The 26,139-nt window shown below is 61.6% G+C and carries 23 protein-coding genes and 2 pseudogenes; 16 read left to right on the forward strand and 9 right to left on the reverse strand.

Annotation, left to right across the window (positions count from 1 at the left end; translation table 11 throughout):
• Position 1 precedes the first annotated feature (1 nt).
• From ATN37_RS20015 to ATN37_RS20050, 8 genes and pseudogenes are all read left to right on the forward strand, one after another.
• Entirely contained in the window at positions 2–835 is an 834-nt protein-coding gene (locus ATN37_RS20015) for an ABC transporter ATP-binding protein (protein WP_063315026.1), read from the forward strand.
• A complete protein-coding gene (locus ATN37_RS20020; protein ID WP_042449422.1) occupies positions 832–1,662 on the forward strand; it encodes an ABC transporter permease in 831 nt (276 codons plus the stop codon). Before ATN37_RS20015 ends, ATN37_RS20020 begins: the two co-directional genes overlap by 4 nt.
• Positions 1,659–2,456 (forward strand): ABC transporter permease, encoded by a 798-nt coding sequence (locus ATN37_RS20025; protein WP_003945590.1) that lies wholly within the window; start codon positions 1,659–1,661, stop codon positions 2,454–2,456. The genes ATN37_RS20020 and ATN37_RS20025 overlap by 4 nt, the downstream gene beginning before the upstream one ends.
• 78 nt (positions 2,457–2,534) lie before the next feature.
• On the forward strand, positions 2,535–3,617 hold the full coding sequence (locus tag ATN37_RS20030; protein ID WP_031332841.1) for an ABC transporter substrate-binding protein: 1,083 nt from the start codon (positions 2,535–2,537) through the stop codon (positions 3,615–3,617).
• Between the two features lie 168 nt (positions 3,618–3,785).
• On the forward strand, positions 3,786–5,393 hold the full coding sequence (locus ATN37_RS20035; protein ID WP_218695538.1) for an ABC transporter substrate-binding protein: 1,608 nt from the start codon (positions 3,786–3,788) through the stop codon (positions 5,391–5,393).
• A gap of 181 nt (positions 5,394–5,574) precedes the next feature.
• Positions 5,575–6,915, forward strand: coding sequence for a serine hydrolase (locus tag ATN37_RS20040; protein ID WP_256933402.1), 1,341 nt, complete (start codon positions 5,575–5,577; stop codon positions 6,913–6,915).
• 236 nt (positions 6,916–7,151) lie between these two features.
• Positions 7,152–8,789 carry an amidase gene (locus ATN37_RS20045; RefSeq protein WP_218695539.1) on the forward strand — a complete coding sequence of 546 codons (1,638 nt, stop codon included), beginning with the start codon at positions 7,152–7,154 and terminating at the stop codon, positions 8,787–8,789.
• A gap of 142 nt (positions 8,790–8,931) precedes the next feature.
• A pseudogene (locus ATN37_RS20050) lies at positions 8,932–9,171 on the forward strand (ABC transporter substrate-binding protein); the annotation flags it as partial.
• Between the two features lie 10 nt (positions 9,172–9,181).
• Here the strand turns inward: ATN37_RS20050 and ATN37_RS20055 are convergent.
• Positions 9,182–9,781, reverse strand: coding sequence for a TetR/AcrR family transcriptional regulator (locus tag ATN37_RS20055; RefSeq protein ID WP_031332839.1), 600 nt, complete (start codon positions 9,779–9,781; stop codon positions 9,182–9,184).
• 118 nt (positions 9,782–9,899) lie between these two features.
• Between ATN37_RS20055 and ATN37_RS20060 the strand changes: the two genes are divergently transcribed.
• Positions 9,900–10,844: an alpha/beta fold hydrolase gene (locus ATN37_RS20060; protein WP_218695540.1), complete on the forward strand. Its 945-nt coding sequence runs from the start codon at positions 9,900–9,902 to the stop codon at positions 10,842–10,844.
• Positions 10,845–10,861: 17 nt separating this feature from the next.
• On the opposite strand, the gene ATN37_RS20065 is transcribed toward ATN37_RS20060, so the two are convergent.
• Positions 10,862–11,218, reverse strand: coding sequence for a hypothetical protein (locus tag ATN37_RS20065; protein WP_054188055.1), 357 nt, complete (start codon positions 11,216–11,218; stop codon positions 10,862–10,864).
• Between the two features lie 125 nt (positions 11,219–11,343).
• On the opposite strand from ATN37_RS20065, the gene ATN37_RS20070 reads away from it, so the two are divergent.
• A complete protein-coding gene (locus ATN37_RS20070; RefSeq protein ID WP_003945598.1) occupies positions 11,344–11,778 on the forward strand; it encodes a cupin in 435 nt (144 codons plus the stop codon).
• Here the strand turns inward: ATN37_RS20070 and ATN37_RS20075 are convergent.
• Positions 11,767–12,972: pseudogene (locus ATN37_RS20075) on the reverse strand (cytochrome P450). The gene ATN37_RS20070 and the pseudogene ATN37_RS20075 overlap by 12 nt on opposite strands.
• Before the next feature lie 139 nt (positions 12,973–13,111).
• On the opposite strand from ATN37_RS20075, the gene ATN37_RS20080 reads away from it, so the two are divergent.
• The 3 genes from ATN37_RS20080 (at position 13,112) to ATN37_RS20090 (ending at position 16,850) form a co-directional block, all read left to right on the forward strand.
• On the forward strand, positions 13,112–13,972 hold the full coding sequence (locus tag ATN37_RS20080) for an SDR family oxidoreductase (protein WP_063315032.1): 861 nt from the start codon (positions 13,112–13,114) through the stop codon (positions 13,970–13,972).
• Positions 13,969–14,697 (forward strand): acetoacetate decarboxylase family protein, encoded by a 729-nt coding sequence (locus tag ATN37_RS20085; protein ID WP_003945787.1) that lies wholly within the window; start codon positions 13,969–13,971, stop codon positions 14,695–14,697. Before ATN37_RS20080 ends, ATN37_RS20085 begins: the two co-directional genes overlap by 4 nt.
• Positions 14,698–14,792: 95 nt before the next feature.
• Complete coding sequence (locus ATN37_RS20090; protein WP_065456146.1) at positions 14,793–16,850, forward strand: neutral/alkaline ceramidase; 2,058 nt, start codon at positions 14,793–14,795, stop codon at positions 16,848–16,850.
• An 81-nt stretch (positions 16,851–16,931) separates the two neighbouring features.
• Here the strand turns inward: ATN37_RS20090 and ATN37_RS20095 are convergent, their stop codons facing one another.
• Positions 16,932–18,128 (reverse strand): MFS transporter, encoded by a 1,197-nt coding sequence (locus tag ATN37_RS20095; RefSeq protein WP_218695541.1) that lies wholly within the window; start codon positions 18,126–18,128, stop codon positions 16,932–16,934.
• Positions 18,129–18,271: 143 nt separating this feature from the next.
• Between ATN37_RS20095 and ATN37_RS20100 the strand changes: the two genes are divergently transcribed.
• Positions 18,272–18,718 carry a MarR family winged helix-turn-helix transcriptional regulator gene (locus tag ATN37_RS20100; protein ID WP_218695542.1) on the forward strand — a complete coding sequence of 149 codons (447 nt, stop codon included), beginning with the start codon at positions 18,272–18,274 and terminating at the stop codon, positions 18,716–18,718.
• On the opposite strand, the gene thrS is transcribed toward ATN37_RS20100, so the two are convergent.
• Positions 18,715–19,935: a threonine--tRNA ligase gene (gene thrS, locus ATN37_RS20105; protein ID WP_218695543.1), complete on the reverse strand. Its 1,221-nt coding sequence runs from the start codon at positions 19,933–19,935 to the stop codon at positions 18,715–18,717. The genes ATN37_RS20100 and thrS overlap by 4 nt on opposite strands.
• Positions 19,936–20,265: 330 nt before the next feature.
• Here thrS and ATN37_RS20110 point away from each other — a divergent pair, with 330 nt between their 5' ends.
• Entirely contained in the window at positions 20,266–21,540 is a 1,275-nt protein-coding gene (locus ATN37_RS20110) for a DUF445 domain-containing protein (RefSeq protein WP_003945674.1), read from the forward strand.
• 2 nt (positions 21,541–21,542) lie between these two features.
• Positions 21,543–22,367: an Abi-alpha family protein gene (locus ATN37_RS32630; RefSeq protein WP_256933403.1), complete on the forward strand. Its 825-nt coding sequence runs from the start codon at positions 21,543–21,545 to the stop codon at positions 22,365–22,367.
• 67 nt (positions 22,368–22,434) lie between these two features.
• Here ATN37_RS32630 and hsaB read toward each other — a convergent pair whose 3' ends face one another.
• From hsaB to hsaA, 4 genes are read right to left on the reverse strand one after another with little or no spacing between them, the layout of a single operon-like run.
• The gene (hsaB, locus tag ATN37_RS20120) at positions 22,435–23,019 is read right to left on the reverse strand and encodes a 3-hydroxy-9,10-secoandrosta-1,3,5(10)-triene-9,17-dione monooxygenase reductase subunit (RefSeq protein WP_003945677.1); all 585 of its coding nucleotides are present in this window, start codon (positions 23,017–23,019) and stop codon (positions 22,435–22,437) included.
• Positions 23,016–23,918 carry an iron-dependent extradiol dioxygenase HsaC gene (gene hsaC, locus ATN37_RS20125; RefSeq protein ID WP_003945585.1) on the reverse strand — a complete coding sequence of 301 codons (903 nt, stop codon included), beginning with the start codon at positions 23,916–23,918 and terminating at the stop codon, positions 23,016–23,018. The genes hsaB and hsaC overlap by 4 nt, the downstream gene beginning before the upstream one ends.
• Positions 23,918–24,796, reverse strand: a complete 879-nt coding sequence (gene hsaD, locus ATN37_RS20130) for a 4,5:9,10-diseco-3-hydroxy-5,9,17-trioxoandrosta-1(10),2-diene-4-oate hydrolase (protein WP_003945808.1) — start codon at positions 24,794–24,796, stop codon at positions 23,918–23,920. The genes hsaC and hsaD overlap by 1 nt, the downstream gene beginning before the upstream one ends.
• A gap of 10 nt (positions 24,797–24,806) precedes the next feature.
• On the reverse strand, positions 24,807–25,982 hold the full coding sequence (hsaA, locus tag ATN37_RS20135; protein WP_029254465.1) for a 3-hydroxy-9,10-secoandrosta-1,3,5(10)-triene-9,17-dione monooxygenase oxygenase subunit: 1,176 nt from the start codon (positions 25,980–25,982) through the stop codon (positions 24,807–24,809).
• Between the last annotated feature and the right edge of the window lie 157 nt (positions 25,983–26,139).

Consider the following 26,139-nt stretch of genomic DNA (forward strand, 5'->3'; position numbering starts at 1 on the left):
CATGACCGCAACCGGACGTTCGTACTGTGCGGGAATGACCAGTCCCGTCACCACACCTCGCCCCGCTGGAACCGGTCTCGACATCTCCGGCCTCGGCAAGACCTTCGAGATGGGTCGTCGGTCGGTGACCGCGCTGACCGACGTGTCCCTTCAAACCAGCGAAGGCTCTTTCCTGTCTCTGCTCGGGCCGTCCGGATGCGGGAAGTCCACCGTTCTTCGCATCCTTGCGGGCCTCGATAATCCGACGTCGGGAACGGCCCTTGTCAACGGGCAGTCGCCCGCCGAGTTACGCAAGCGCCGCGAACTCGGAATCGCCTTCCAGGATTCGGCTTTGCTGCCGTGGCGAACAGTGGCCTCCAACATCAAACTGCCCCTTCAGGTTGCCGGCATCGATCCCGACCCCGGACTGATAGCCGACCTGATCGCTCTCGTCGGCCTCGAAGGATTCGAGAAGGCCAAGCCCGCCCAATTGTCCGGCGGTATGCGTCAGCGTGTGTCGATCGCACGATCGCTCGTGGTCAAGCCGAGTGTCCTCCTACTCGACGAACCCTTCGGCGCGCTGGACGACATGACCCGTCAACGGCTCAACATCGAATTGCTCAGGATCTGGACCGAGAAACCGGCGACCACGTTGATGGTGACTCACGGAATCGCCGAAGCCGTGTTCCTCTCCGACGTCGTTGCCGTCATGACGCCGCGGCCCGGACGCGTCCTCGAAGTCGTGCCGATCGACCTGCCGCGCCCGCGTACACCCGAGATGATGCGTACACCCGAGTTCCACGAGATCCACGACTACCTCTCCGGACTGCTCTTCGGAAAAGCAGGCGTCGCATGACAATTACCGATATCGAGAACGTCGCGACCGCGGCGGCGCAGCCATCTGTGCCGCGCCGGATCCGATTGAAGCGTCCGACGTGGTTCGGTGGTGCAGTCGGCATCTGCGGACTGATCACTCTCTGGTGGATTCTGGCGGCGGCCGGTGTTGCGGGAGGCACGATTCCGACGCCGTGGGTGGTTGTCTCGACGATGTTCGACGACGGTTGGTCGCTGTACGGACCCAATTTCACCGTCACGGCTTCCGGTGCGCTGCAGGGCTTCCTCTGGGGAAACCTGCTGGCGATCACGCTTGCCGTGCTTGTCGTTCTCATTCCGCCCATCGAGGGATTGGCCACACAACTGGCGATCCTGAGCTACTGCACACCGCTGTTGGCGCTTGGCCCAATCATCCTGGTCGTCTTCGGCGGCCGGACCCCCACAATCTTTCTCGCCGCAATGTACTGCTTCTTCACCACGATGGTCGGCACACTCGCCGGCCTGAGATCGGCCGACAAGACGAGCCTCGATCTCGTCGCCGCCTACGGCGGTGGGCGTTGGCAGAAGTTCACCAAAGTTCAACTTGTGAGCGCACTTCCGAGCACCTTTGCTGCCCTCAAGATTGCTGCACCTTCGGCCGTACTGGGTGCAATTCTCGGTGAGTATCTCGGCGGGGTGGACAGCGGGATCGGCGTCGCACTAACGGCCGCTCAGACGTCGTACAACGTCCCGCGAACGTGGGGAATGGCTATCGCCGCCGCCTTGCTCGCCGGTCTGGGGTACGCCGTAGTCGCAGCGATCGCCCGGCTCGTCACGCCGTGGACCAGCGCTCCGGGAGCACAGAAATGACCGCGGTACGAGGAACATTGAGATTCCTCGCCCCGATTGCCATCGCCTCGGCGCTGTTGCTTGTCATCTGGGTGGTCTTCCTCAACGCCTTCCCCCAGGTCGGCCCGCGTGTGGGAAAGACGCCGGCCGACGTCTGGGAGTACCTGTTCTCCGGCCCAAAATCCGCCGACGCTCGTTCGGGCATCATCGACAACCTGTTCATCACTCTGCGCGACGCCGGTGTCGGCTTTGCCGTCGGAATGACTGCCGCGCTCGTGGTGGCATCGATCTTCGTCGTTTCCCGCACTGTCGAACAGACTTTCATGCCCGTTGCAATGCTTCTACGATCTGTTCCTCTCGTTGCGATGACCCCGATCATCGTCCTGATATTCGGCCGCGGAATCGTGGGTGTGACGGTCATGGTTGCGATAGTGGTGTTCTTTCCGGCCCTGGTCATGATCATGGTCGGTCTGCGCGCCGCTCCAGCTCAGGCACAAGACCTCATCGCTGCGTACGGCGGGAGTCGTTGGACCGCATTGCGAATGGTGTCCGTACCGTCCGCACTTCCGGCGGTGTTCGCCGCCGCTAGGGTGTCAGTGCCCGGCGCTTTGATCGGAGCACTGATCGGCGAATGGCTCGGTAGCGGTCAAGGCTTGGGTTCGAGCATGATCAAAGCCATTCCGCGCTACCAGTACAACGAATTGTGGGCATCTATCGTGGTGATCACCGTGGTGTCGATCGTCCTCTACGCCGTGGTCGGGATCTTCGAAAGCATCGCTCTGTCTCGTTTCGGTCCTTCGGCGGGCAAGTCGTGACATCTGTTAACACGACCTCAACAAACTCTCTCTCCCAAGCAAACTGAACGAAACCGACTGGCCCTAGTGTTCCGATTCATGACGCCATTCAAGCCCGTCCGCCAGCTGGACCGCAGGGCCTTCTTCCGCTACTCCGCGCTGACCGGCATCGCAGTCGCCGGTAGTGCGTCATTGCTCGCGTGTAGCAGTGACTCCAGCAGTTCGAGTGGCGGAACCACGGACGACGGTTCCGAATTCGGAACAGTTGCAGTGCAGTTGTCCTGGATCAAGAACATCGAGTTCGCCGGCGAGTACTTCGCTCTCGACAAGGGGTACTACAAGGATGCCGGGTTCGGGAATGTCGACCTGGTGGCAGGTGGCGCAGCCGGTACCGGCGTCGAAGCCGGCTTGGACACCGGCAAGGTGTGGATCGGAATGTCCGCACCGCAGCTCACAGCCCCCGCCGTACTCGACGGACTGGAGGCGAAGATCGTCGGGGCCACGTTCCAGAAGAATCCGTTTGCGATTGTCAGTTCCGCTGCGGCACCGATCAACTCACCGCAGGACATGATCGGCAAGAAGATCGGCGTCCAGGATTCCAATCAGCTCGTCTTCGGAGCTCTCCTGGCAGCAAACGGCCTGACCGAAAGCCAGATGACGATCGTGCCCGCGCAGTTCGATCCGAGCCCCTTGGCGAACGGCGAGGTGGACGGCTGGGTCTCCTACGTGACCAACGAGCCGATCACACTGGCCGCCAAAGGTTTCCCCAACGCCCACTTCCTCTTCGCGGACTACAACCTGCCGTTGGTCGCCGAATCGTTCACGGTTCTCCAGTCCACCATCGACAACGAGAGGGACAAACTCAAGGCATTCCTGAAGGCCGAGATCCAGGGTTGGAAGGATGCGGTCGCCGATCCGGCAGAGTCGGCACGGCTTGCCGTCGAGGTCTACGGCAAGGACCAGAACCTCGAACTCGAAGAGCAGATCAAGGAAGCCACCGCACAGAATGATCTGGTGGTGTCGGCAGATACCAAAGCCAACGGGTTGTTCACGATGACACCCCAACTGATCGAACAGAACATCGCGGCACTGTCGAAAGCGGGGCTGGAGATTACGGCGGAGCAACTGTTCGACATGTCGATCCTCGAGGAGGTGTACGCCGAGAATCCGGAGTTGATCTGACACTACGGCCGAATTTGAATCGGCCAATTGTGAACTATCCGACCCATTGTTGGAAGTGACGTCCGAACATATCTGGCTGTTGAAAATGAGAAGATCAAACGAGACCGGAGCCACACTGATACCGCAACATTGACGAACAAGCATCCTTCAACCCAAAAGGTTAATCAGATGGAAGTTCGTTCAGTGCCCACCATCATTCTGGTCACGCTCGGCCTGCTCTCACTTGCCTCATGCGGGAACACATTACCCAACGGCATATCCTCCACCGACTACGCCAAGGACGGCAGTTTCACAACGGTCGTGAGCACCGATCCCGGCAATCTTCACCCCCTGCTCACCAATTCGATCTCTGGTCAGGCGATCAACTCCTATACAAACGATTCATTACTGGCTACTGATGCGAAGACAGGTGCGACTGGCCCCTACCTCGCGGAAACGTGGTCAGACGCAGGAACGTCTCTGACTTTCACGCTCGAGAAGTCCATCACCTGTCAGGACGGGACGCCGTTCACTGCGCAGACCGCAGCCGACAACATCAATTGGATCGCAGATCCCAAGAATGGTTCCCCGTGGCTGGGCGTATCCGTGCCTGAATCGACTGCGGCCACGGCCGACGGTGACGTCCTAACAGTCACGACCGCAGAGCCCGCTCCATTTCTTCTCGAGCGGATCGGCGGACTCAAACTCGTGTGCAAGGCAGCGCTGGACGATCCGTCGAGCATCCGGAACGGCAGCAATGGAACCGGCCTGTTCCAAGTGACCGAAGTGGTGGCCAATGATCACGTGATGCTCGAACGGCGTGAGGGATACGAATGGGGACCTAACGGGGAAACCACCTCCGATACCCTAGGAGTGCCCAAGTCAGTCACAATCAAGGTTGTCTCTGATCCCGCAACCACCGCCAATCTCGTCCTCACTGGATCCGTGAACGCAGCAGCAATAGGTGGGCCCGATCGCGACCGAGTCGAATCAGTCGGCCTCGACTCGATGGACTATACGAGTTTGTCGGGTCAGTTCATTTTCAACAACAATGCAGCGTTGCCGACTTCAGACAAAGAAGTCCGAGCTGCACTTCTTCAAGCGATTGACCTCGAGGACTACACGGCGATCAATACTGGAGGCAAAGGCTCGCGTGCAACAGCATTGGCTGTAAGCGAGCCGCGGTCGTGTGACTACGACAGTGTGACCGGCGTCCTGCCGAACTTTGACGTAGAGGCAGCGAAAAAGAGACTGAACGACGCTGGTTGGCGGTCTGGCGGCGGCGGAATCCTGGCGAAGGACGGCAACCCGCTGGTACTCGATGTGGTGTTCAACAACTCTCGAGACACGTCTTCGGCAGCCGCTGAATACGTGTTGAATCGGTGGGAGGCACTAGGTGCACACGTCGAGCTACGCGGTGGTGACAACAACTTCGTCATTTCGGAAACCTACGGCGCCAAGGACCCCACATCATGGGACATCTCGATTGGACTTGCCGTTCAAAGTAGTGCGCCTAGTACATTCCTTCCATATTTTTCCGGCCCTACGCCCCCGGCCGGGGCCAACTTTGCAGGCATCGACAACCCCAAGTACGCCGAACTCGCCGCCGCCGCCTCGGTACTGCCGGGGCAGCAATCCTGTCCTGTCTGGAAGGACGCCGAGCAAGCGCTCTTTGCGGACTTCGACGTAGTGCCGATATCGGTCTCACCGAACTACATGTACTTCAACGGCGCAACATCCCTGTACGCACCGGCTGGCGGCATCCTCGTCGGCGCCGGTGTACGAGTACTGAGATAGCTGCGCTGCATGAGATTACGAAAAGACCGTGCGTAAATTGCTGCAATAGCAGACAGACGGGCCAATAGCCGTCGCTGGTGCCCGTCAAACGTGCGTTCCCGACATTCCAGTCCGAATCTCATCCGATTACCGGGCGACATTCACGTCGTCACGCTTTCAGGAAACGCGAGGATAAAAATCGATGACAAATGAACTTCAAAAGCTCGTCGATCAGTGGAGGGTCGAGGCGAACATCCCCGGCGTCTCGGTCGGCATCGTTCACGGCGACAAGGACATCGTCGTCACCAGTGGCATCGAGAGCGTCGAAACCCAACTCCCGGTCACCGACAAGACGATGTTCATGATCGGCTCCACCACAAAGGTGTTCGCCGCAACAGCCGCGATGGCACTCGTCGAGGACGGCCTACTCGATCTCGACACCCCGTTGGTCGAGTACGTCCCCGACCTGACCTTCGCCGACGAAACAGCCACGCGCACAGTCACGATGCGTCATCTCCTCACCCACACCGGCGGATTCACCGGCGACGCCGGCTTCTCGGCAGGCTGGGGCGAAGACGCCCTGGGACGCTCGGTTTCACGGCTGAACGAACTGCGACAAGAATTCCCCGTCGGAGAAGTCTTCTCCTACAGCAACTCCGGATTCGTTCTCGCCGGACATGTCGTGGCCAAGATCAGCGGACTGACCTTCGAAGAGCTGGTCAAGCAGCGCGTGCTCGACCCCCTCGACATGAAGAACTCGGCCTTCCTGCCCTGGGACGTGATGACCCACCGGTTCGCACTCGGTCACTACATCCGCGACGGTGTGCCGTTCGTGTCCAACGAAACCGGACTGGACCGCGGCATGATCCCTTGCGGCGGAATGTGGTCCTCGGTGCGAGACCAACTCGTCTGGGCACGTTACGCACTGTCTGGCGAACACCCCGGCGAAGGACAGCCGCTCGACGAGTCCACCCGGTTGTTGATGCAGAAGCCGCAGCGTCCCGCCGCGATGATGTTCGAGGAAGTCGGCCTGGGATGGCTGTTGACTCGGTACGGAACCACGCAGGTAGTACGGCATGGCGGAAACGTGAGCAACCTCCAGGTCTCCGAGTTCATGACAGTGCCCGAGAAGAACTTCGCCGTCACCGTGCTGACCAACGCCCTCGGTGGCGGTATCGGTGAGAAGATCGTCGACTGGTGCATGGACAATCTCGCTGAGTTGGCCGCGCCGGCATCCCTCGACGTGGTCGAGCCCGAACCGGCTGCCGTCGACGCGGTCTTGGGTAAGTACCGGGCCGGAGACCTGATGATGACCGTTGCCCCCGGTGACGAGGGAATCGGCGTCCGGATGGGTAGCGCGCAGGATCTCGGTGAATACGAGGACATCGTCTGGCCGCCGGCGATCCCGATCGTCTTCCTCAACGACCGTGACTTCGCTGCTCGCGCCGACACCACTCGGACGTTGGGCCGCTTCGTCACCGACGACACCGGTCGCGCAGTGATGCTCGAATTCCGCGGCCGCACCGCCAAGCGAGTGGCTTGACATGAAAACGGGCAGGGCGGTCTCGATCAAATGCGATTGAACTGAGCGTGGCCGCCTCGTCCACCTTCGCCGGTCTCCACATAGCCTGGAATGCCTCGGAGTTTCACCTGGCGAAGCATGATCGAGGTATACCCATCTACACCAAAGAACGGTGGGTCCAGCTGTATCCCATTCCACGGCTGTGGTTTTCATAATTGAGTTCACAACAACGTAAGGCATTCCCAAGGAGAGAACTCATGCTGAGATCGGCCAGAATACTCGTACTGAGCACCGTAATTGTTTCTTCTGCAATAGGTCTGACCTCTGGATGCCATTCCACTCAGACAACAAGCTCGCCAGCAACGGCTGCCTCGGCCACCCGGTCAGACCGCGAAGAATTCGATGTGGAAGACGCCGCAATCGTCGATCTGCAAAACGCAATCGACGAAGGCCGCCTGACGTCCGAAGATCTCACCGCGACGTACCTGGAACGAATCGAGACTCTCGATCCACAACTTGGTGCGGTTGTCACGGTGAATCCGGATGCAATCGATATCGCGCGATCCCGCGATCAGTCGCGCCGAGACCACGGTCCTCTCAGCCCTTTGGACGGAATTCCAGTTCTGCTCAAAGACAATATGGACACTGCCGACAACCAACCGACCACAGCAGGTTCGACTGCGCTACTCAACTCACGTCCATCCGACGACGCATTTCTCGTCGATCAACTGCGTAAAGCAGGCGCTGTAATCCTGGGAAAAACGAACATGTCTGAATGGGCGAACTTCCGATCGCCGATGGCGATCGCCGGTTGGAGTGCGACTGGCGGCCAAACACACAATCCTTACGTTCTCGACCGCAGCCCCTGTGGATCCTCGAGCGGGTCGGCCGTCGCTGCTGCGGCCAGTTTGGCCGCCGTCACTATCGGGACCGACACCGACGGTTCGATAGCGTGCCCCGCAAGTGTCACCTCAACGGTCGGCATCAAACCTTCCCTCGGATTGGTGAGCCGTTCCGGAGTTGTGCCGATCACCTCACGACATGACAGTCCCGGCCCGATGGGGCGCTCCGTGGAAGATGCAGCACTCGCATTGTCGGTGATATATGGGTCCGATCCGTCCGATCCGGACAGTGCTGACGTCGCCGGTTCCCTACCCGCAGATTTTCAGAACATGCTCGACCCAAACTCGCTCAGCGGCAAACGTATCGGAATATGGCGCGAGGGCCGGGCCGGGATCGATCCTGACGTCGACAGAACCTTCGATGCCGCCGTCGAACAACTACAAGATCTCGGCGCCACCGCTGTCGAGGTCAACATCACCACCGACGCCGACGTCGTCTCACAACATTTGCTCCCCGCAGTACTCACCGAGTTCAAACATGACATCAACCAATATCTCGCCAATACTCCCGGCGAACACCCCGGAGACCTGACCGGCCTGATCGAATACAACCGCCAAAATGCCCAGGAAGAGTTGACGGGTTTCGGGCAAGAGCTATTTGAAATGGCCGATCAGACAGATGGCAACCTCTCCGATCCCACGTACCGCGCCCACCGTGAAGCCGCGACCGGACGCGCACAAACGGCAATCGACGACGCTCTTGTCGACAACAACCTGGATGCGATTGTCACGCCTACCGAACTGCCGGCCCCAGGTATCGACTACCGAGGAGGGGGCGAAGGCCCACAATTTGCCAGTTCAACCCGCACTTCAGCGCTCGCCGGCTACCCGATGGTGACCGTCCCCTCCGGATACGCGCGCGAAGAGTTACCTCTCGGTCTTTCATTCCTCGGTACACGCCTCGACGACGCAAAACTGATCAGTTTCGCCTACGCGTACGAGCACGCTGCCCAGATCCGGAAATCGCCGAGCTATCTTCCGACCCTCCCGTAGCCGACTCTGGAACGTACGCCTCCAACACAGCACCGGGCAGCCGTGCCCGGTGCTGTGTTCTGCCAAGGAACAAGAATTGTTCGTCATCGGCCCCGTGTGCAGTGGAGTTCGTTTCGAGGGATGCTGACGGTGGCAGGGCCCTGAGCTGAAGAACAAGGACCAGAACATGGAACTCGAAGAACAGATCAAGGAAGCCACCGCACAGAATGATCTGGTGGTGTCGGCAGATACCAAAGCCAACGGGTTGTTCACGATGACACCCCAACTGATCGAACAGAACATCGCGGCACTGTCGAAAGCGGGGCTGGAGATTACGGCGGAGCAACTGTTCGACATGTCGATCCTCGAGGAGGTGTACGCCGAGAATCCGGAGTTGATCTGACTGCCGAGCGTCAGCGAACCTCCCGCGCGAGTACGCCCGAGATGAATAGCTGTACAAGGACCTCGGCCTTGTACCGGTCATCGGACCCAGCACCGATACAAAGGTTCCCGATGCCTTTGAGCACGTTGTACGCATCGACCCGCGAAGCAGTGCCAACGGACTCGAGCGCTGCCGCGAGGAGGGAGTCACATACCGGGACGAGGCGGTCGACGAAGTAGGTATGCAGAGCGTCGGACCCGGCGCTGTCTCCTTGCAGTGCACCGGCGAGCCCATGCTTGGTTACCAGGAACTCCACGAACAAAGCCACCCATGCCCGCAAAGCCGCCTCGGGCGTTGCACTCTCCGCGAGCATCTGTGGGCCCGCGTCCGCACACGCCTCGACTTGGTGTCGGTATACGGCGACCACCAACTCGGGACGCGTCGGGAAGTGGCGGTAGATCGTCCCCATGCCGACGCCGGCCTTCGCCGCAATCTCCCGCACCGGAGCGTCGACCCCGGACTCTACGAACACTGCTGCCGCCGCGTCGAGCAGCGCCTGCTCGCTCCGACGTGGGCGACCGACTTGCTTGGGAGACGCGACGCGCGACTGCTCGTCCTGCGCATCAGCCATGTGCACTCCTCGCTGACTCACGACATATGTTTGCATTACGGAACAACGCTCCGTAATGTTGCGGAGCGACGCTCCGATAAACAGTATCGCAGGGTGCAGCCTCAGCAAGGAACTTGCCATGACCTCATCAATGATCAACACTCTGAACGGCATCATCGGCGCCGGCACCCCGGTCGTCTCCGTTGCCCCCGTCGAGTTGTTCGCCCCCGATCGACCTGTCCCGCTGGAAGTACGTGTGTCTGCTCCGGCAGCAGGCACGAACCTCCCCGTTGTGGTGTTCTCCCACGGCAACGGCTGGAACCTCGATGGATACTCGCCACTCACGGCATTCTGGGCATCCCACGGATTCGTGGTGATCCAGCCGACACATCTGGACTCGCGCCGGAACGGTTTCGGGTTCGACCACCCGGTTTTCCCGACGATCTGGACCGAGAGGATCGCGGATCTCACACGCATCCTTGATCAGCTCGACACCATCGAATTTGCCGTGCCCGGGCTTGCCGGCCGCATCGACCGCAGTCGAGTTGCCGCCACTGGTCACTCCTGGGGCGGGCAAACCGCTCAGTCACTCCTCGGAGCAAGGATCTTCGACGAGGCCGGCCAGGTCGGCCAGGACATGTCCGACAGTCGCGTCACCGCGGGAATCCTGTTCGCGGCAACCGGTCTCGGCGGCGAGAACCTGCATCCGTTCGCGCAGGCGAACTTCCCGTTCATGCGCCCCTCGTTCCAGGAACTGACGACGCCGACACTCGTCGTCGCGGGCGACCACGACCAGTCCAAGATGTCCAGCCGCGGACCTGACTGGTTCACCGACGCCTACACGCACAGCCCCGGAGCCACCGACCTCCTTTCCTTCTACGGTGCCGAGCACGCACTCGGTGGAATCGTCGGATACGAAGTCGCCGAGACCACTGACGAGAACCCAGAGCGGGTCGCCGCCATCCAACGGATGAGTACTGCCTACCTTCGGACCGCGTTGCGCATCGATGAGACCAGCTGGCCAGCGGCCCGGGCCGCATTCAGCGACAACGCCGACCCGATCGGCCGAGTCGACACCAAGTAATGCGGCAGTGATCCGACTTATTGGCCGAAGTTGAACCTGAGATTCGCATTGATCAAGGTGTTGAGCCGCTTTCGCATTCTGACAACCTCTGCCTCGGGCGGTATCGGATCGTCCAAGAAAAGCGTCCAACGCAGCATCGTACTGTTTCCGACCGCCTCGATGTCGAATCGGATGACGGCGTCGGGTCGGTCCGGCCAGATCGACGACCAGATCACCAGCTCCGGTTCTTCAGCCCTGACGATCTCCGGTGCGATCTCGCTCTCGAGAAGTTCCAGCCAGTGCCGGGCGGGCTGGCGGTACGGATCGATCAATGCCTCGAACATGAAGCGCGCAGGCGGCGGCTGGCTCCGGCGCCTCGTCGCGACTTGCTGCATGACACGAGCGTAACCGCCTCTCAAGGGCATACCTCTGCCTTCACCCTGCAAGATCCACGAAAACCGGGATAAATCGGACACTGTCGGAGGACACTCAGGAGCACATCCGTCTGGGAGGGCCGCTCATGCGTAAACGCCATCAGGTTCTGCTTGCAGTGTCCGCAGCGATCGGACTGTCGCTGACGCCGATCAATGCGTCGGCAACACCGAGCACGGGGGTACACGGAGAAATCCTCGGGCAGGTGACTTTCGACGGCAAGGACTACATCCTGCGCCAGATCACCATCGACCCCGGCGGTTCCACCGGTTGGCACTTCCACGACGGGACGCTCTACGCGCTGATCGCGCAGGGCACGTTGAGCCACTACCGATCCGATTGCTCCGTCGACGGGATCTACAGCGCCGGAAATACTTTGATCGAACCGAGCGGTTCAGATCATGTGCACATCGGAAACAACTCGCAGACAACACCATTGGTGCTCGAGGTCGTCTACGTCAATCCGGCGGGCAGCCCCCTCTCCGAAGATGCTGCGCCTCCTAACTGCCAACTACCCGGCTGACGGGGCAGAAGAGTTAAACCGCACCGGCATCGATTCGAGCCCGGACACGAAGTTGGCCGCACGCCGCTGCAACGGCGCGTCGGTGGCAAGTTCCATGTCCGGCAGCCTGGCGAAGAGTTGCTCGAACATGATCCGTCCCTCCAACCTGGCCAGCTGATTGCCCAGACAGAAATGAGTTCCGAAGCCGAAGGCCACGTGCGGATTCGGTGTGCGGCCGACATCGAACCGTTCGGCGTTCAGGAACACGGACTCGTCGAAATTTGCCGATTCGAAGAGCAGCAGCATCTTCTCGCCTGCCTTCAGCTGCGCGCCGAAGAAATCGGTGTCACGGGTCAGGGTTCGAGCCATGTTCTTGATCGGCGAGGACCACCGCAGCATCTCCTCCATTGCCAAGGGAATGGCATCGGGATCGTCGACTAGCTCCCGGCGCTGGTCCGGATGGCGCAGTAGCTGTTCCATGCCGCCGCTGAGCACGTGCCGTGTGGTCTCGTCACCGCCGATCAGGATCAGCAGGGATTCGTTGACGATTTCCTGATCGGAGAGGGCTTCGCCGTCGACCGCACTGTGAATCAACGTGCTCACCAAATCGTCGGCCGGGTCGCTCCTCCGCTCGGCGATGGTTCGCATCATGTACGCGGTGAAATCGACGTACGCAACCATCATGGCCCGCAGTTGATCCTGGGAAGCGTTGCTTCCCAATGCCTTCACCAGATCGTCCGACCACCGCAGAAACAACGCGCGTTCCTCCGGACGGACACCCAACATGTCGCCGATGACGGCCATCGGCAGCGGTGCCGCCAGGTCTGCGACGAAGTCGGCTTCTCCTTTCTCTCAGACGGCGTCGATCAGTTGATCGCAGATCTCCCGGATACGGCCGGCCTTGGCTTCGACCTTCTTACGTGTGAAACCCGCATTGACCAAGCGTCGACGTGTGAGGTGCTGCGGGTCGTCCATGTCGATCATCTGCGGCAATGGACCGGTTTCGGGGCGGATGCCACCGGCGTTGGAGAACAGTTCGGGATCCCGCTCGGCTGCGACGACGGCGTCGTAGCTCGCGGCCGCGGTGATTCCGTTGGCGTCGTCTCGGTACACGGGCTCGTGATCACGCATCCAGGCGTATGCGTCGCGCACATTCCCGAGGTCTCCGCTGTAGAAGCGTCCGTCGATCAAATCGAAGGTCGGTCTGGTAGCCATCACTCCACCTCTCGCACAACCCTTGCCTCAATAAGTAGAACCTGTTCCTATATAGCGTGGGGCGTTTTCACCGAAGCCGGACCGGAAAACCTCCAGAAGCAGCACGCGAGCCCGCCGGAGCAACGACCAGGAGACACGCATGGACGACGACACCGCCTCAGCGGGCATACCCACTTTCACCGGCACATCGATACTGGTGACCGGCGGCGGTAGTGGCATCGGCCTGGGCATCGCTCGTTCGCTGGTTGCGTCTGGCGCTCACGTCACGATCTGCGGACGCAACAAGGCGAAACTCGATGCTGCCGCCGAATCGATCCGGCAGGCGACTGCCGCAGGATCGGTCAGCGTCTCCCCCGCCGACGTCACGATCGAGACAGACGTCGTCGCCGCTGTCGCCGCGGCGGTGTCCGTCACCGGAAAGCTCGACGGAGTCGTGGCCTGCGCCGGCGGGAACGAAACCATCGCACCGGTCACGCAACTCGACGTCGACGCCTGGCGCCGCACCGTCGACCTCAACGTCACGGGGACCATGCTGACGATCAAGCACGGCGCGCGGGCACTGGTGGCAGGAGGCGGTGGATCCATCGTCGCGATCTCGTCGATCGCCAGCAGCAACACACATCGCTGGTTCGGCGCGTACGGAGTCTCGAAATCCGGCGTCGACCACCTGGTGCAGTTGGCAGCAGACGAACTGGGCGCCAGCAACATTCGTGTCAACGCGATCCGCCCGGGGCTGACCCGAACGGATCTGGTCGCGCTCATCACCGACGGTGGCCCCATCCTGGACGACTACCTGGCCAACACGCCGCTCGAACGCGTCGGCGAGGTCGAGGACGTCGCCGGACTCGCTTCTTTCCTCCTCGGACCGCACTCCACCTGGATCACCGGGCAGATCATCAACGTCGACGGAGGCCAAATGCTGCGCCGCGGACCGGATTTCCGCTCGATGCTCGAACCCGTCTACGGCTCCGACGGACTCCGCGGGGTGGTGGCGCCATGAGCTATACGATTCTGGGCAAGAAGGTCGAGATGCCCGTCGAAGTTCGCACCGCGTCTGCCTTCATGGCGTTGTACTCGGTACCCAGCACAACCGCGCAGTCGATCATCGATTACACCGGCTTGACCGTGCTCCAGTACCGTCCCGGCCGGGCGCTGTGCGGCCTGGTTTTTGTCGACTACATCGACGGGGATCTGGGGCCGTACAACGAATTCGGAGTGACGTACATGGTGCGCAGCCACACTGCGCCTCCCGAAACCTCGGTGCTGGGAGATCTACGTTCGCTCGCTGCCGGAACTGCAGGGGCACTCATTCACGAGTTGCCGGTGGACGGCGAGTTCACCAAGGCCGCCGGCCGGGAAATCTGGGGATTCCCGAAGGTGCTCGCCGAGTTCGACACCGAGCACGTCGGCTCGGTCAAGCGCGGATCGGTCTCTCGCGACGGCAAACTCATCACACAGTTGAGTGTGAAATCCGGCGTCAGCGTGCCGGGCGGCGGAGCCAACATGTCGTTGGCCGCGTACTCACATCTCGACGGCGCCACCAGGTGCACGTCGTGGGACATGGCACCGACCGGCGTCAAATCGCGCCCTGGTGGAGCCGAGGTTCAACTGGGCAGTCACCCGATGGCGGCGGAGCTTCGGAAACTGGGACTCCCCCGCCGGGCCCTGATGACCACGACCATCAAGAACCTGGCGATGACGTTCGGGGAGGCCACAACAATCTGAGTGTCGGCCGACGGCACCCCTTTCGGTCACGTGTGACTCGGGCTACACTCCTGGACGGTTGACCAACTCGCGTCAGACCGCCCGAAAGGACACTCGTGCAGATCACCCGACGCACCGTACTGGCAGGCGCTGCCGCCGCACCTGCGCTCGCCGCTCTGTCGACGAACCAGGCCGTCGCAGCTTCGCCGGCACGCACCGTTTCACCCGCACGCACCGACAAGTCGTCGGCGTCACTGCAGGTGGGCGTCGGAATTTCCGACGTGACCGGACCGGTCGCCGAAGTCGGCATGATGGGCTACTCGAGCTTCGACCAACGCGCCGAAGGACTGCACCAGCGAATGCGCGCACGCGCCTTCATCTTCGAGTCCGGCGGGTCGCGGGTCGCCTACGTGTGCGTCGACAACTGCATGATCTTCCAGTCCGTTCACGACGAGGTCCTGCGCCGACTGGCCGGGAGGTTCGGTGACATCTACACCGAACGCAACGTCATGTTGACGGCCATCCATTCACACGCGGCATGTGGCGGGGCCTCGCACAACTACGCGTACAACCTCGCAGTTCTCGGCTTCGAACTGCAGGTGTTCGAAGCCGAGGTCAACGGCATGGTCGAGGCGATCAGCGCTGCGCACGAGAACCTGGCGCCAGGCACGGTCCGTTTCGGGCGGTCCGATCTCACCGACGCCAGCGTCAACCGATCGCGAGTGGCGTTCGACCTCAACCCCGAAGAGGACAAGGCCTACTACCCCGGTGGCAACGACCACCACATGCGTGTCATGCGTATCAGTCGGGGCAGCAAGGACATCGGAGCGATCAACTGGTTCGCCACCCACTGCGCCTCGCTTACGAACGAGAACCATCTCATCTCCGGGGACAACAAGGGCGCCGCGGCGTACTTCTGGGAGCACGACGACCAGGGCGTGCGCTACCTCGACGGCGACACCAGCTTCATTGCTGCGTTTCCGCAGACCAACAGCGGCGACATGTCACCCAACCTCTTCCTCGAGCCCGGACGCGGACCGACCGAAGACGAATTCGAGAACGCACGCATCATCGGGCTGCGCCAGGTAGCGGCAGCTCGAACTGCCTTCGACGCGGCGTCCGACACCGTCACCGGTGGCGTCGACAGTCGGATCATGTACCTGGACATGGCAAATCAGGTGGTGAGCGGAAGATTCACCCCCGACGGACGCGAGCACCGCACCGCTCCGGCCGCGATCGGCGCGGCAATGAGCGCCGGAAGCGTCGAGGACGGACCGGCAATCCCGATCTTCCCCGAGGGCACCCGAAACCCCATGATCGACGCCCTGGGCGGTATGGATGCTCCTGTGCCTCAATGGCTTCAGGATGCACAGGCGCCCAAACTCGTAGTCGTTCCGGTCGGCCTGCTGCCACCGGGAGGATGGGTGCCGAACGTACTCAAGATCCAGATCCTGCGGATCGGTCAGTTCTACATCGTCGGTGGCCCTGCGGAATTCACCATCGTCTCCGGATTACGAGTGCGTCGAACCGTCGCCGAGGAGCTTGGGGTTCCCCTCGAGAACGTCATCTTCCAGGGATACGCGAACTCGTACTCGAGCTACTGCACCACACCACAGGAATACGATTCGCAGCAGTACGAGGGCGGTTCGACGATGTTCGGCCGTTACACACTGCCGGCCTATCAGCAGGGGTATGCCGCCCTTGCAGCCGCGATGCGCGACGGCACCGAACCTCCTCGCGGCCCCGCTCCGGCAGACCTGTCCGGGTTCCAACCCAGCTTCGGACCTGGCGTCGACTTCGACGAGCCCTTGCCGGGAACACAATTCGGCGATGCGACCGTCCAGCCCGGCGACAGCTCACCAGGCGGACAGGTTGCCGTCGAGTTCGTCACCGGCCACCCCAAGAACGACACTCACCGAAACGGGACCTTCTACGAGATCCAACGCAATACCGGCGGATCCTGGACACGGGTCGCCGACGACAACGACTGGTCCACCAAACTGCACTGGCGCCGGGTCGGGAGCAACGGTTCCGTCGTTCGCATCACGTGGGATGTTCCGGCCGATACTCCGGCGGGTACGTATCGAGTCCAACACTTCGGTGCGTCGAAGGCTCGGGGTAGCGGCGCGATCACGCCTTTCTCCGGGGTGACCGCCGAATTCCGTCTCACCTGACCCGCGTGAACGTATCGCTCCCCTTGTTGGACAAGGGGAGCGATACGTTCACGCGATGGGGTCAGAGCGCAATGGACAGGTTCAGGCGGCGGTCGGGTGCAGCGAGGTGGTCGGCGTCGACGGCTCTGACGCTGCCGGGCGGTCGATCTTCGCCGCGACGAGCAAGACCAGCAGACCGGCGACGGTGACTGCCGCTCCCATCCAGATCGGGGAGGTGAAGCCGAGTCCCGCGGCGATGGTGATTCCGCCCAGCCATGCCCCGAGTGCGTTGCCGACGTTGAAGGCGGCGATGTTGGCACCCGATGCCATGGTCGGTGCTGCCGACGCGTAGTTCATGATCCGCATCTGCAGACCGGGAACCGTCGCAAAACCGAAGGCGCCCATGAAGAACAGCGAGATCACAGTCACGACCTTGCTCTCCGCGGTGGCGGCGAACACGATCAGAACGACGGTCAGGATCGCGAGAATCCAGACCAGCGCCTTCGTGAGCGAACGGTCGGCCGCCTTGGCGCCGAGGAAGTTGCCGACGAACAGGCCCGAGCCGAAGAGGATGAGCAGCCACGGAACGCTGGACGTCGCGAAGCCGGTGACCTCGGTGAGGGTGAAGGCGATGTAGGTGAAGGCTCCGAACATTCCGCCGTAGCCGAGGATGGTGATGATGATCGAGAGCCATACCTGCTTGTTGCGGAATGCCCCCAACTCTCCGCGCAATCCGCCACCGGTCGTGCTGGCGGGCGTCGTCGGGACGAGTGCTGCAATTCCGATCAGTGCGATGACGCCGATGACGGTGATGGCCCAGAACGTCGAGCGCCATCCGAGTTGCTGGCCCAGCAGCGTGCCGAACGGAACGCCCAGAACGTTGGCGATGGTCAGGCCCGCGAACATCATCGCGATGGCGCCGGCGCGCTTGTTGGGCGCGACCATGTCGGCGGCAACCACCGAGCCGATTCCGAAGAACGCACCGTGGCACAGCGCCGCGACGATGCGTCCGCCCATCATGACCTCATAGGAGGGAGCGAGCGCGGACATCAGGTTGCCGATGATGAACAGCACCATGAGCGAGAGAAGGACCTTCTTGCGCTCGAAGCGGGTGACGGCAGCGGTCAGGAGGATCGCGCCGATCGCCACCGACAGTGCGTAGCCCGAGATCAGGTAGCCCGCGACGGACTCGGTGACCTCGAAATCAGCCGAGACCTCGGGCAGGAGGCCCATGATGACAAATTCGGTGAGGCCGATCCCGAACCCGCCCATAGCGAGGGCAATGAGACCCAATGGCATCTCGATGTTCCTTTCACAGATTTACGCGTAAGCCGTTAGCGGGCGTGTGCATTAGTTGCAGGCGCGCTATAAATAGTTGCACGCGCGCGCTACATGCGCAAGCTGGTAACCTGGAGTCGCAGGAAACGGACAAGGAGAATCACATGGGGATCGCCGACGACGCCGTCGAAATCCGTTCGCAAGGGTGGCGCACGCTCGCAGCACTGCACGGCGCTCTCGACACCGAACTGGAACGCGCGCTCCAGCGTGAGCACAAACTGTCCGTCGTCGAATACACCGTCCTCGACGCGTTGGGCCGCCAGGACGGCTGGCACATGCGGATGGCTCAGTTGGCTCGCGCTGCCGCACTGAGCAGCAGCGCCACGACGCGCTTGGTCAATCGACTCGAAGATCGAGGACTATTGACGCGCATCCTGTGCGCCGACGACCGTCGAGGCATCTACACCGAGCTGACGCCGGCCGGCCGCGAGCTTCTCGAAAGCGCACGGCCGACGCACGACGCCACCCTCGAGGCGGCGCTCGACGAGGCATGCAAGACACCCGAACTCGCGCCACTGGTGCGCGCCCTCCACGAGCTTCCCGTCGGCTAGAAGTCTGCCGGAAGCAGGGCACGCTCTTTGATGCCCGAGACCACCTGAGCGACAAACACACTCGCATCGACGACCACCCGCCCACCACGCGCGGGGACCAGAACGTCGACGGTGCCGCCGTGCACCTCGTTGTCCCCGATCACCGCGATGTACGGGTCACGGTGAGTGCGTGCCTCGCGGATGCGACGTCCCAACGATCCGTCAGGCGCGATCGCCACTCGAACATCGCGAGCCTCGAGATCGGCCCGCAAACGCTCGGCCTCAACCTGGTGCCGGTCGCCGACGGGCAGAATCGAGACTTGGTTGGGTGCCAGCCACGGCGGCATCCGCCCTTCGAACCTTTCGATCAAAAGCGCAGTCATGCGTTCCATCGACCCGAGCAAGCCCCGATGGATCATGACGGGGCGAGCCTTGGATCCGTCCTCAGCGGTGTACTCGAGGTCGAACCGCTCCGGTTGATTGAAGTCGAGTTGCACGGTCGAGAGTGTTTCCTCGCGGCCGTGCGCGTCTCGCACCTGGACGTCGATCTTGGGACCGTAGAACGCTGCCTCCCCCTTCGCTTCCACGTACTCGATCGAGCGTGCATTCAGTGCTCCGCGAAGGTGATCCTCGGCGTCCGCCCACTGCTCGTCGGTGCCGAGGTACTGCCCCTCTCCCCCTCTGATCGAGAGGCGGTACTTCCGTTCGGCAATCCCCAGAGTCGAGTAGCAGCGCTCGATCGCGTCGAGCGCGACGATCACTTCCGCTTGCACTTGTTCACGACTACAGAAGACATGTGCGTCGTCGAGATTGATCTGCCGGACTCGACTCAATCCGCTGAGAACACCGGAGAGTTCGCTACGGAACATCGAGCCGAGTTCACGAACGCGGAAAGGTAGCTCGCGATAACTACGACCGCGAGCGGCGAATACCTGAGCGTGATGAGGACAGTTAGCCGGACGAAGGAGAAATGACTCTCCGCCTATCTTCATTTCGGGAAACATGTCGTCCGAGAACTTGGACCAATGCCCAGATCTCTCGTACAACTCTTTCTTCGCCATAACGGGGGTATAGACACCCCGGCATCCGGATCGCGCTGCTTGTTCGGCGGCGAGCTTTTCGAGTTCGTTCCTGATGCTCGCGCCGTCCGGTAACCAGAGTGGGAGGCCGGCCCCGACGGTGGGGGTGGTGGCGAAAAACTCCAGGTCGCGCCCGAGTTCGCAGTGGTCAACGCTCATGAGAGCTCTCCAAATCGTTCAAGGGGAGACGCACACGGAGCGACGAAACAGGAAAGCCCCGGGGCGATAACTCCCGGGGCTGAAAGGGTTCGGTCAGCAGTTGCTAAACGATGCGCCGGAAGAGAACCGGCGTCGTCGTGTTGTGCGCAATACTGACCATGTACGTGAGGTTACATCAACTTCCGACCCACCTACAGCCCGAATTGTCGGGCCTCTATGCTGACGCAACTGGGAAGGCGCAGCAGTAGCCAACGAAACACCCACGAAGAGCGAAGTTTCGGCAATCATGTCCGAACGTGAGGTTCTCGGATATGAGGAGGATGTGCGACGGTGCCGGACCACTTGCTCGAACAGTTGATCACCATTCCTTTGTTCACGGGAATCATCGGGTACATCACCAATTGGTCGGGCGTCCTGATGCTTTTTGCGCCGATCAACTTCCACGGGATCAAAGTGCCCGGACTCAAACTGCTCTTCCCGTTCCTCCCCCGGCGCGTTCAGGTGATCCCCGCGATCACCAGCGACGGCAGATTCGGTTGGCAAGGCATCGTCCCCTCGCGGGCGGAGAAGATGGCGTCGATCGCCGTCGACAAATCCCTCGCGAAAGTCGGCAGCATCGCCGATTTCTATCGCGTCCTGGACCCGGACAGCATCGCCGAGCACTTGGTGAACATTTCTCGCAGTGAAGTGCGCGGCGTGGTCACCAGAATCATGACGGCCGAGAATCCTCAGCTCTGGCACAACCTTCCGACGTCGGTGAAGGAAGCCGTCTTCCGCAAAGTGGAGGACGATCTGCCGGCCAGCGTGCGCATGATCACCGACCGCATCGAAGAGGACATCGACGAGTTCATCGACGCGAAGCTGATGGTGATCCGCTACCTCTCTTCGCACCCCAAACTGCTCAACGACATCTTCCGCACGATGGGCAACAAAGAGCTCAGGTTCATGCAGAACTTCGGCTTCTACTTCGGATTCCCGATGGGCTTCGTGCTCGTCGGAATCCTCCATCTGGTTCCGCAGTGGTGGGTGCTTCCCATCGGCGGTGTGATCATCGGATACATCGTGAACTACCTCGGCATCACGATGATCTTCGAGCCGATCACCCCCAATCGTTGGGTGCCGTGGAGGCAGGGGCTCTTCCTGAAACGCCGCACCGAGATCATCGCCGGGTACGCAAAAACCCTCGCCGATCACGTCGTGACGCTCGAGAACATCGGCACCGAACTCCTCGAAGGTCCCCGCTCGGACCGAACGCGGCGGATGCTCGATCAGGTACTGCGCGAATCCGTCGACGACGCAGCCGGCTGGGCAAAGTCGGTGGTCAAGATGACCGTTGGTTCGCAGAGCTACAAGCGTCTGCCCGGCCTGGCCACCACCGAAGTGCTCGACCTGTACCCAAGGGTCTTCGAGGACGCGGAGTTCGCCGAGAACCAGTCGGAGAAGATTCGTGTCTTCGTCACCGAACGCATGAGCATCCTTTCACCGGAAGATTTCAGCGAACTACTACGCTCAGCCGTCAAGCAGGACGAGTGGCTGTTGTTCGTACACGGGGCCGTGCTGGGCTCGTTTGCCGGTTTCCTACACCTCGCAATATTCGGAGTATGAGCATGAGTGAGCACGACCATCGCATGATCGTCGAAGCGGAATCGTACGACTGGGCTACGGACATCGCGCCGGTCGAATCCGTCGAAAAGCGTCTGATCCGTAGCCTTGTCGGGCTTACCGCCACGACGACGCTCACGTCGATCAAGCTGACGGGTTGGGCTTTCGGAACGGCGAAGGAGGCGACGCGGCAGATCGTTCAGGCCGCCGCCGAAGCCGCGGCAGAGGCTGCAGAATCCGCCAACGTGCAATCCGAACGTCGGGCCGAGAACACCACCAGAGACGGCTCGCGGACGGAGAACCTGCGGGCGGCAATGGCTACTCGTACCAATCGCAAACAGAGCGTCGAGGCCACTCTCGCGGCGCTGCGGGCACGTGGTGACAGGTTGCTGGATCGTTCCGCGGACGTGACCGATCGCGACGATCTGCACCCGGCTTACGACCGGATCCTCGACGAGATCGCACCAGACGAAGCTCGAATTCTTCGGTTGCTGGCCACCTCCGGCGCACAACCGAGCGTCGACGTGCGCACGGCGCGGCCGTTCGGAGTCGGCTCGGAGATGATCGACGAGGGTCTGTCGATGATCGGAGAACTGGCAGGCTGTCGACATCTGGACCGCATCAGCGCGTACCTGAACAACCTGCATCGGCTCGGTTTGGTGGCATTCTCACGCGAGCCCGTCGAGGCCGACCGGTACCAGGTGGTCGAGGTGCAGCCATCGGTGATCGAGGCGGTCAAGCGCGCCGGCCGATCGAACAAGATAGTGCGTCGTAGCATCCTGTTGACGCCGTTCGGTGACGACTTCTGTCATACCTGTTTTTCTCTGTAGGGCCTCCGGCCCTGTGCGCCTTTTTGGTAGTTACCACTACCAAAAAGGCGCACAGGGGGCTTGCCCCCTACAGCCAGGTATCTTCTGTCGTGGTCGTCAGGAACGCTTCCAGATCGTCACGCCAGGTAGCCGGAACAGTCTTGTCCGGCTCGATGCCCGTGTACTGCCCGCGATAGAAGAGCAGCGGGCGTTCGGTCTTGATCTCACTCATCGACGACACCCGACCGAAGACGACGTAGTGATCGCCGCCGTCGTGCACTGTTTCCACCGTGCAGTCGATGTGTGCAAGGGACTTGTCGATGATCGGCGAGCCCAGAGGCGATGGCGTCCAATCGATGCCCGCGAACTTGTCCGGCTCACGTGACCCGAAACGAGCACACACCGCCTGCTGTTCCTCCGCCAACACGTTGACGGCGAACTTACCGGTCCGCTCGATTGCCGCCCACGACCGAGAACCCTTGGTGGGGCAGAACAACACCAAAGGCGGGTCGAGTGACAGGGCCGCGAAAGACTGACATGCGAACCCGACAGGCTCACCGTCGTCGACTGTCGTGATGATGGTGATACCCGTGCAGAATTGCCCGAGAACCGTGCGGAACTGGCGTGGATCGATCGCCTGCTCCGCACTCACCGACGCGTCGGGCGAACTCACGGCTTCATTCCCACCGTGAAGTCGTGACCCCACAGGCTCACGGCCGTGCTTTCCCTCGCGATCCAGTTTTCGTCCTCGACCTCTAGCCCCTCACAACCGAATTCGATGTCGAACCCGCCTGGAGTCTTCATGTAGAACGAGAGCATCTCGTCGTTGACGTGGCGACCGAGAGTCGCCGACATCTTGACCTTCTTGCGCAGTGCCCGGTCGAGGCACAGTCCGACGTCGTCGGAGTTCTCCACTTCGAGCATCAGGTGCACGATGCCCGTCGGGTTGGGCAACGGCAGGAACGCCAAGCTGTGGTGACGCGGGTTGCAGCCGAGGAACCTCAGCCACGCCGGGTCGCCGTCCGCGGGCCGGCCGACCATCTGCGGAGGCAGACGCATCGAGTCGCGAAGCTTGAATCCGAGTACGTCGCGGTAGAACCGCAGCGAAGCATCGTCGTCATCGGTGGTGAGCACGACGTGGCCGAGGCCCTGCTCACCCGTCACGAACCTGTGCCCGTACGGGCTCACGATCCGGCGGTGTTCGAGAGCAGCTCCGTGGAACACCTCGAGGGAGTTGCCCGAGGTGTCCTCGAACGCGATCATCTCGACGACGCGACGGTCCTTGAGCTGCTCCGCCGTGCCTTCCTTGAACGGAACACCGGCTGCCGACAACCTGTCACGGATATCCTGCAGCTCAGCGGCATTCGCGGTTTCCCAACCCGAGACGAGCAGACGGTCCGTGTCGTTCGGAACGATGACAAGGCGCGCCGGGAAGTCGTCCATACGCAGATACAGCGATTCCGCGTCGACGCCCTTGCCCTCGATCATTCCGAGGATCTTGAGTCCGTATTCGCGCCACGCAGCCATGTCGGTGGCCCCGATGCGCATGTACGCCAGAGATCGAATACCCATCATTTACCTCCGTCGAGCAGGAAGTCGGTTGCGAGCCGGTTGAATTCGTCGAACTTCTCGAGCTGCGCCCAGTGACCGCAACCGCCGAAGACGTGGAGCTGCGCGCGCGGGATCATCTTGAGCGCGACCAGTGCGCCGTCGAGAGGGTTGACCCGATCCTCACGGCCCCAGATCAGCAACACACGCTGACGAAGCTTGTACGCCTCGCGCCAGAGCATGCCGAGCTCGAAGTCACCGCTGGAGAAGGACTTACCCATCGCCTTGGCCGCAGCCAGCGACTCGGGAGTGCTGGCGGCAGCAAAACGTTCGTCGACGAGTTCCGGCGTGATCAGCTTCTGATCGAAGACCATGATCCGCAGGAATGCTTCGAGGTTTTCTCGGGTGGGCTGGTAGCTGAACTTTCCGAGGTTCTTGACGCCCTCGGTGGGGTCCGGCGCAAACAGGTTGACACTCAGACCGCCGGGGCCCATCAGAACGAGGCGACCCGCACGGTCCGGGTAGTCGAGCGCAAAGCGAACAGCAGCGCCACCACCGAGCGAATTGCCCAGCAGATCAACGCGACCGGTGATCTCGAGCGTGTCCAGGAGATCGTTGAGCGCCGACGCACTGTGCACGAAGTACTGCGGATGCTCCGTCGGCTTGTCGGACTGCCCGTAACCGGGCTGATCGACCGCGATGACGTGAAAGCTCTTCGCCAGCACCGGAATGTTGCGGGCGAAGTTAGACCACGACGACGCGCCTGGGCCACCGCCGTGCAGCAGCACGATGGTCTTGTCGTTTCCGACGCCCGCCTCGTGGAAGTGCAGTTTCAGATCGGGGCGCACTTGCGCGAACCGTGAAGTGGACTCGTAGGTGAGGGCTTCTTCGGTGGTTGTCACTGAGCCTCCTCTAGACCATCGTGTCGGTGATCGGCAGACCGAATTCGCCGGTTCCGAACATGACGTAGGCGCGTTCGGGATCGTTGGCGGCGTGGACGCGACCAGCGTGAGCATCGCGCCAGAAACGCTGGATAGGAGTGCCGTTCTGCAGCGCCGTGGCGCCGGAGTTCTCGAAGAGCTTGTCGATCGAGGCGATCGCGCGGCCCGTGGCGCGCACCTGGTCACGTCGAGCGCGCAGCCGCAGTTCCATCGGAACCTCTTCGCCCGCAAGGATCAACGCGTACTCGTCGGCGACGTTGCCGGAGAGCTGACGCCACGCGGCGTCGATGTCGCTGGACGCTTCGGCGATGCGCACCTTGGCAAACGGATCGTCCTTCGACTTCTCGCCGGCGAACGCAGCGCGCACACGCTTGCCCTGGTGCTCGACGTGCGCTTCGTAGGCGCCGTAAGCCATTCCGACGATCGGTGCCGAGATCGTGGTGGGGTGAATGGTTCCCCACGGCATCTTGTAGACCGGCGCGGTGTTCTTCTCGAGGCCCGGGGCGGTCAATTCGCTCATCGCCCGGAAGCTCAGAACGCGATGCTTGGGAACAAAAACATCCTTGACCACAACGGTATTGGAGCCGGTTCCACGCAGACCGACCACATTCCACACGTCGTCGATCTGGTAGTCCTCGCGAGGAATCAGGTAGCTCACGAAATCGACTGCGCGGCCGTCCTTGAACACCGGACCACCGAGAACGGCCCAGCTGGCATGGTCGCAACCCGAGGACCACGCCCACGCACCGTTGACCTTGTATCCGCCCTCGACTACTTCACCCATACCCATCGGGGCGTAAGAGGACGAGATGCGAACGTCAGTGTCGTTGCCCCACACGTCTTCCTGCGCCTGCTGAGAGAAGAGGGCGAGGTGCCAGTTGTGTACCCCGATGATCGAGGAGACCCACCCTGTGGAACCGCACGCGCTGGCGATCTTCTTGACCGCGGAGTAGAACAGCACCGGATCGGCTTCGTATCCGCCCCACTGCTTCGGCTGCAGCAAGCGGAAGAAGCCTGTTTCCTGAAGAGCCTTGATGGACTCGTCGGGGATACGACGCAGATCCTCGGTCTCCTGTGCGCGCTCGCGCAGTGCCGGCAGTAGTGCGTCGAGCCTCTGCATCACCTCGTGGCTGTCATGGTTACCCACTTCGACGCTCCCGTCTTCCTCGATCGGTTGGTTCACTTACACTTGAGACTAGAACACGTTCTCTTTTCTGTCGAGACGCTGACAAAGGTCCCGTTTGTGGCCGCAATGCTGTAACAAGTGCCCCCAAAATCTGGCGGAACCGGATCGAGTTCTATAA

Source organism: Rhodococcus sp. MH15, from assembly GCF_019266045.1.
GTDB classification, from domain to species: domain Bacteria; phylum Actinomycetota; class Actinomycetes; order Mycobacteriales; family Mycobacteriaceae; genus Rhodococcus_F; species Rhodococcus_F qingshengii.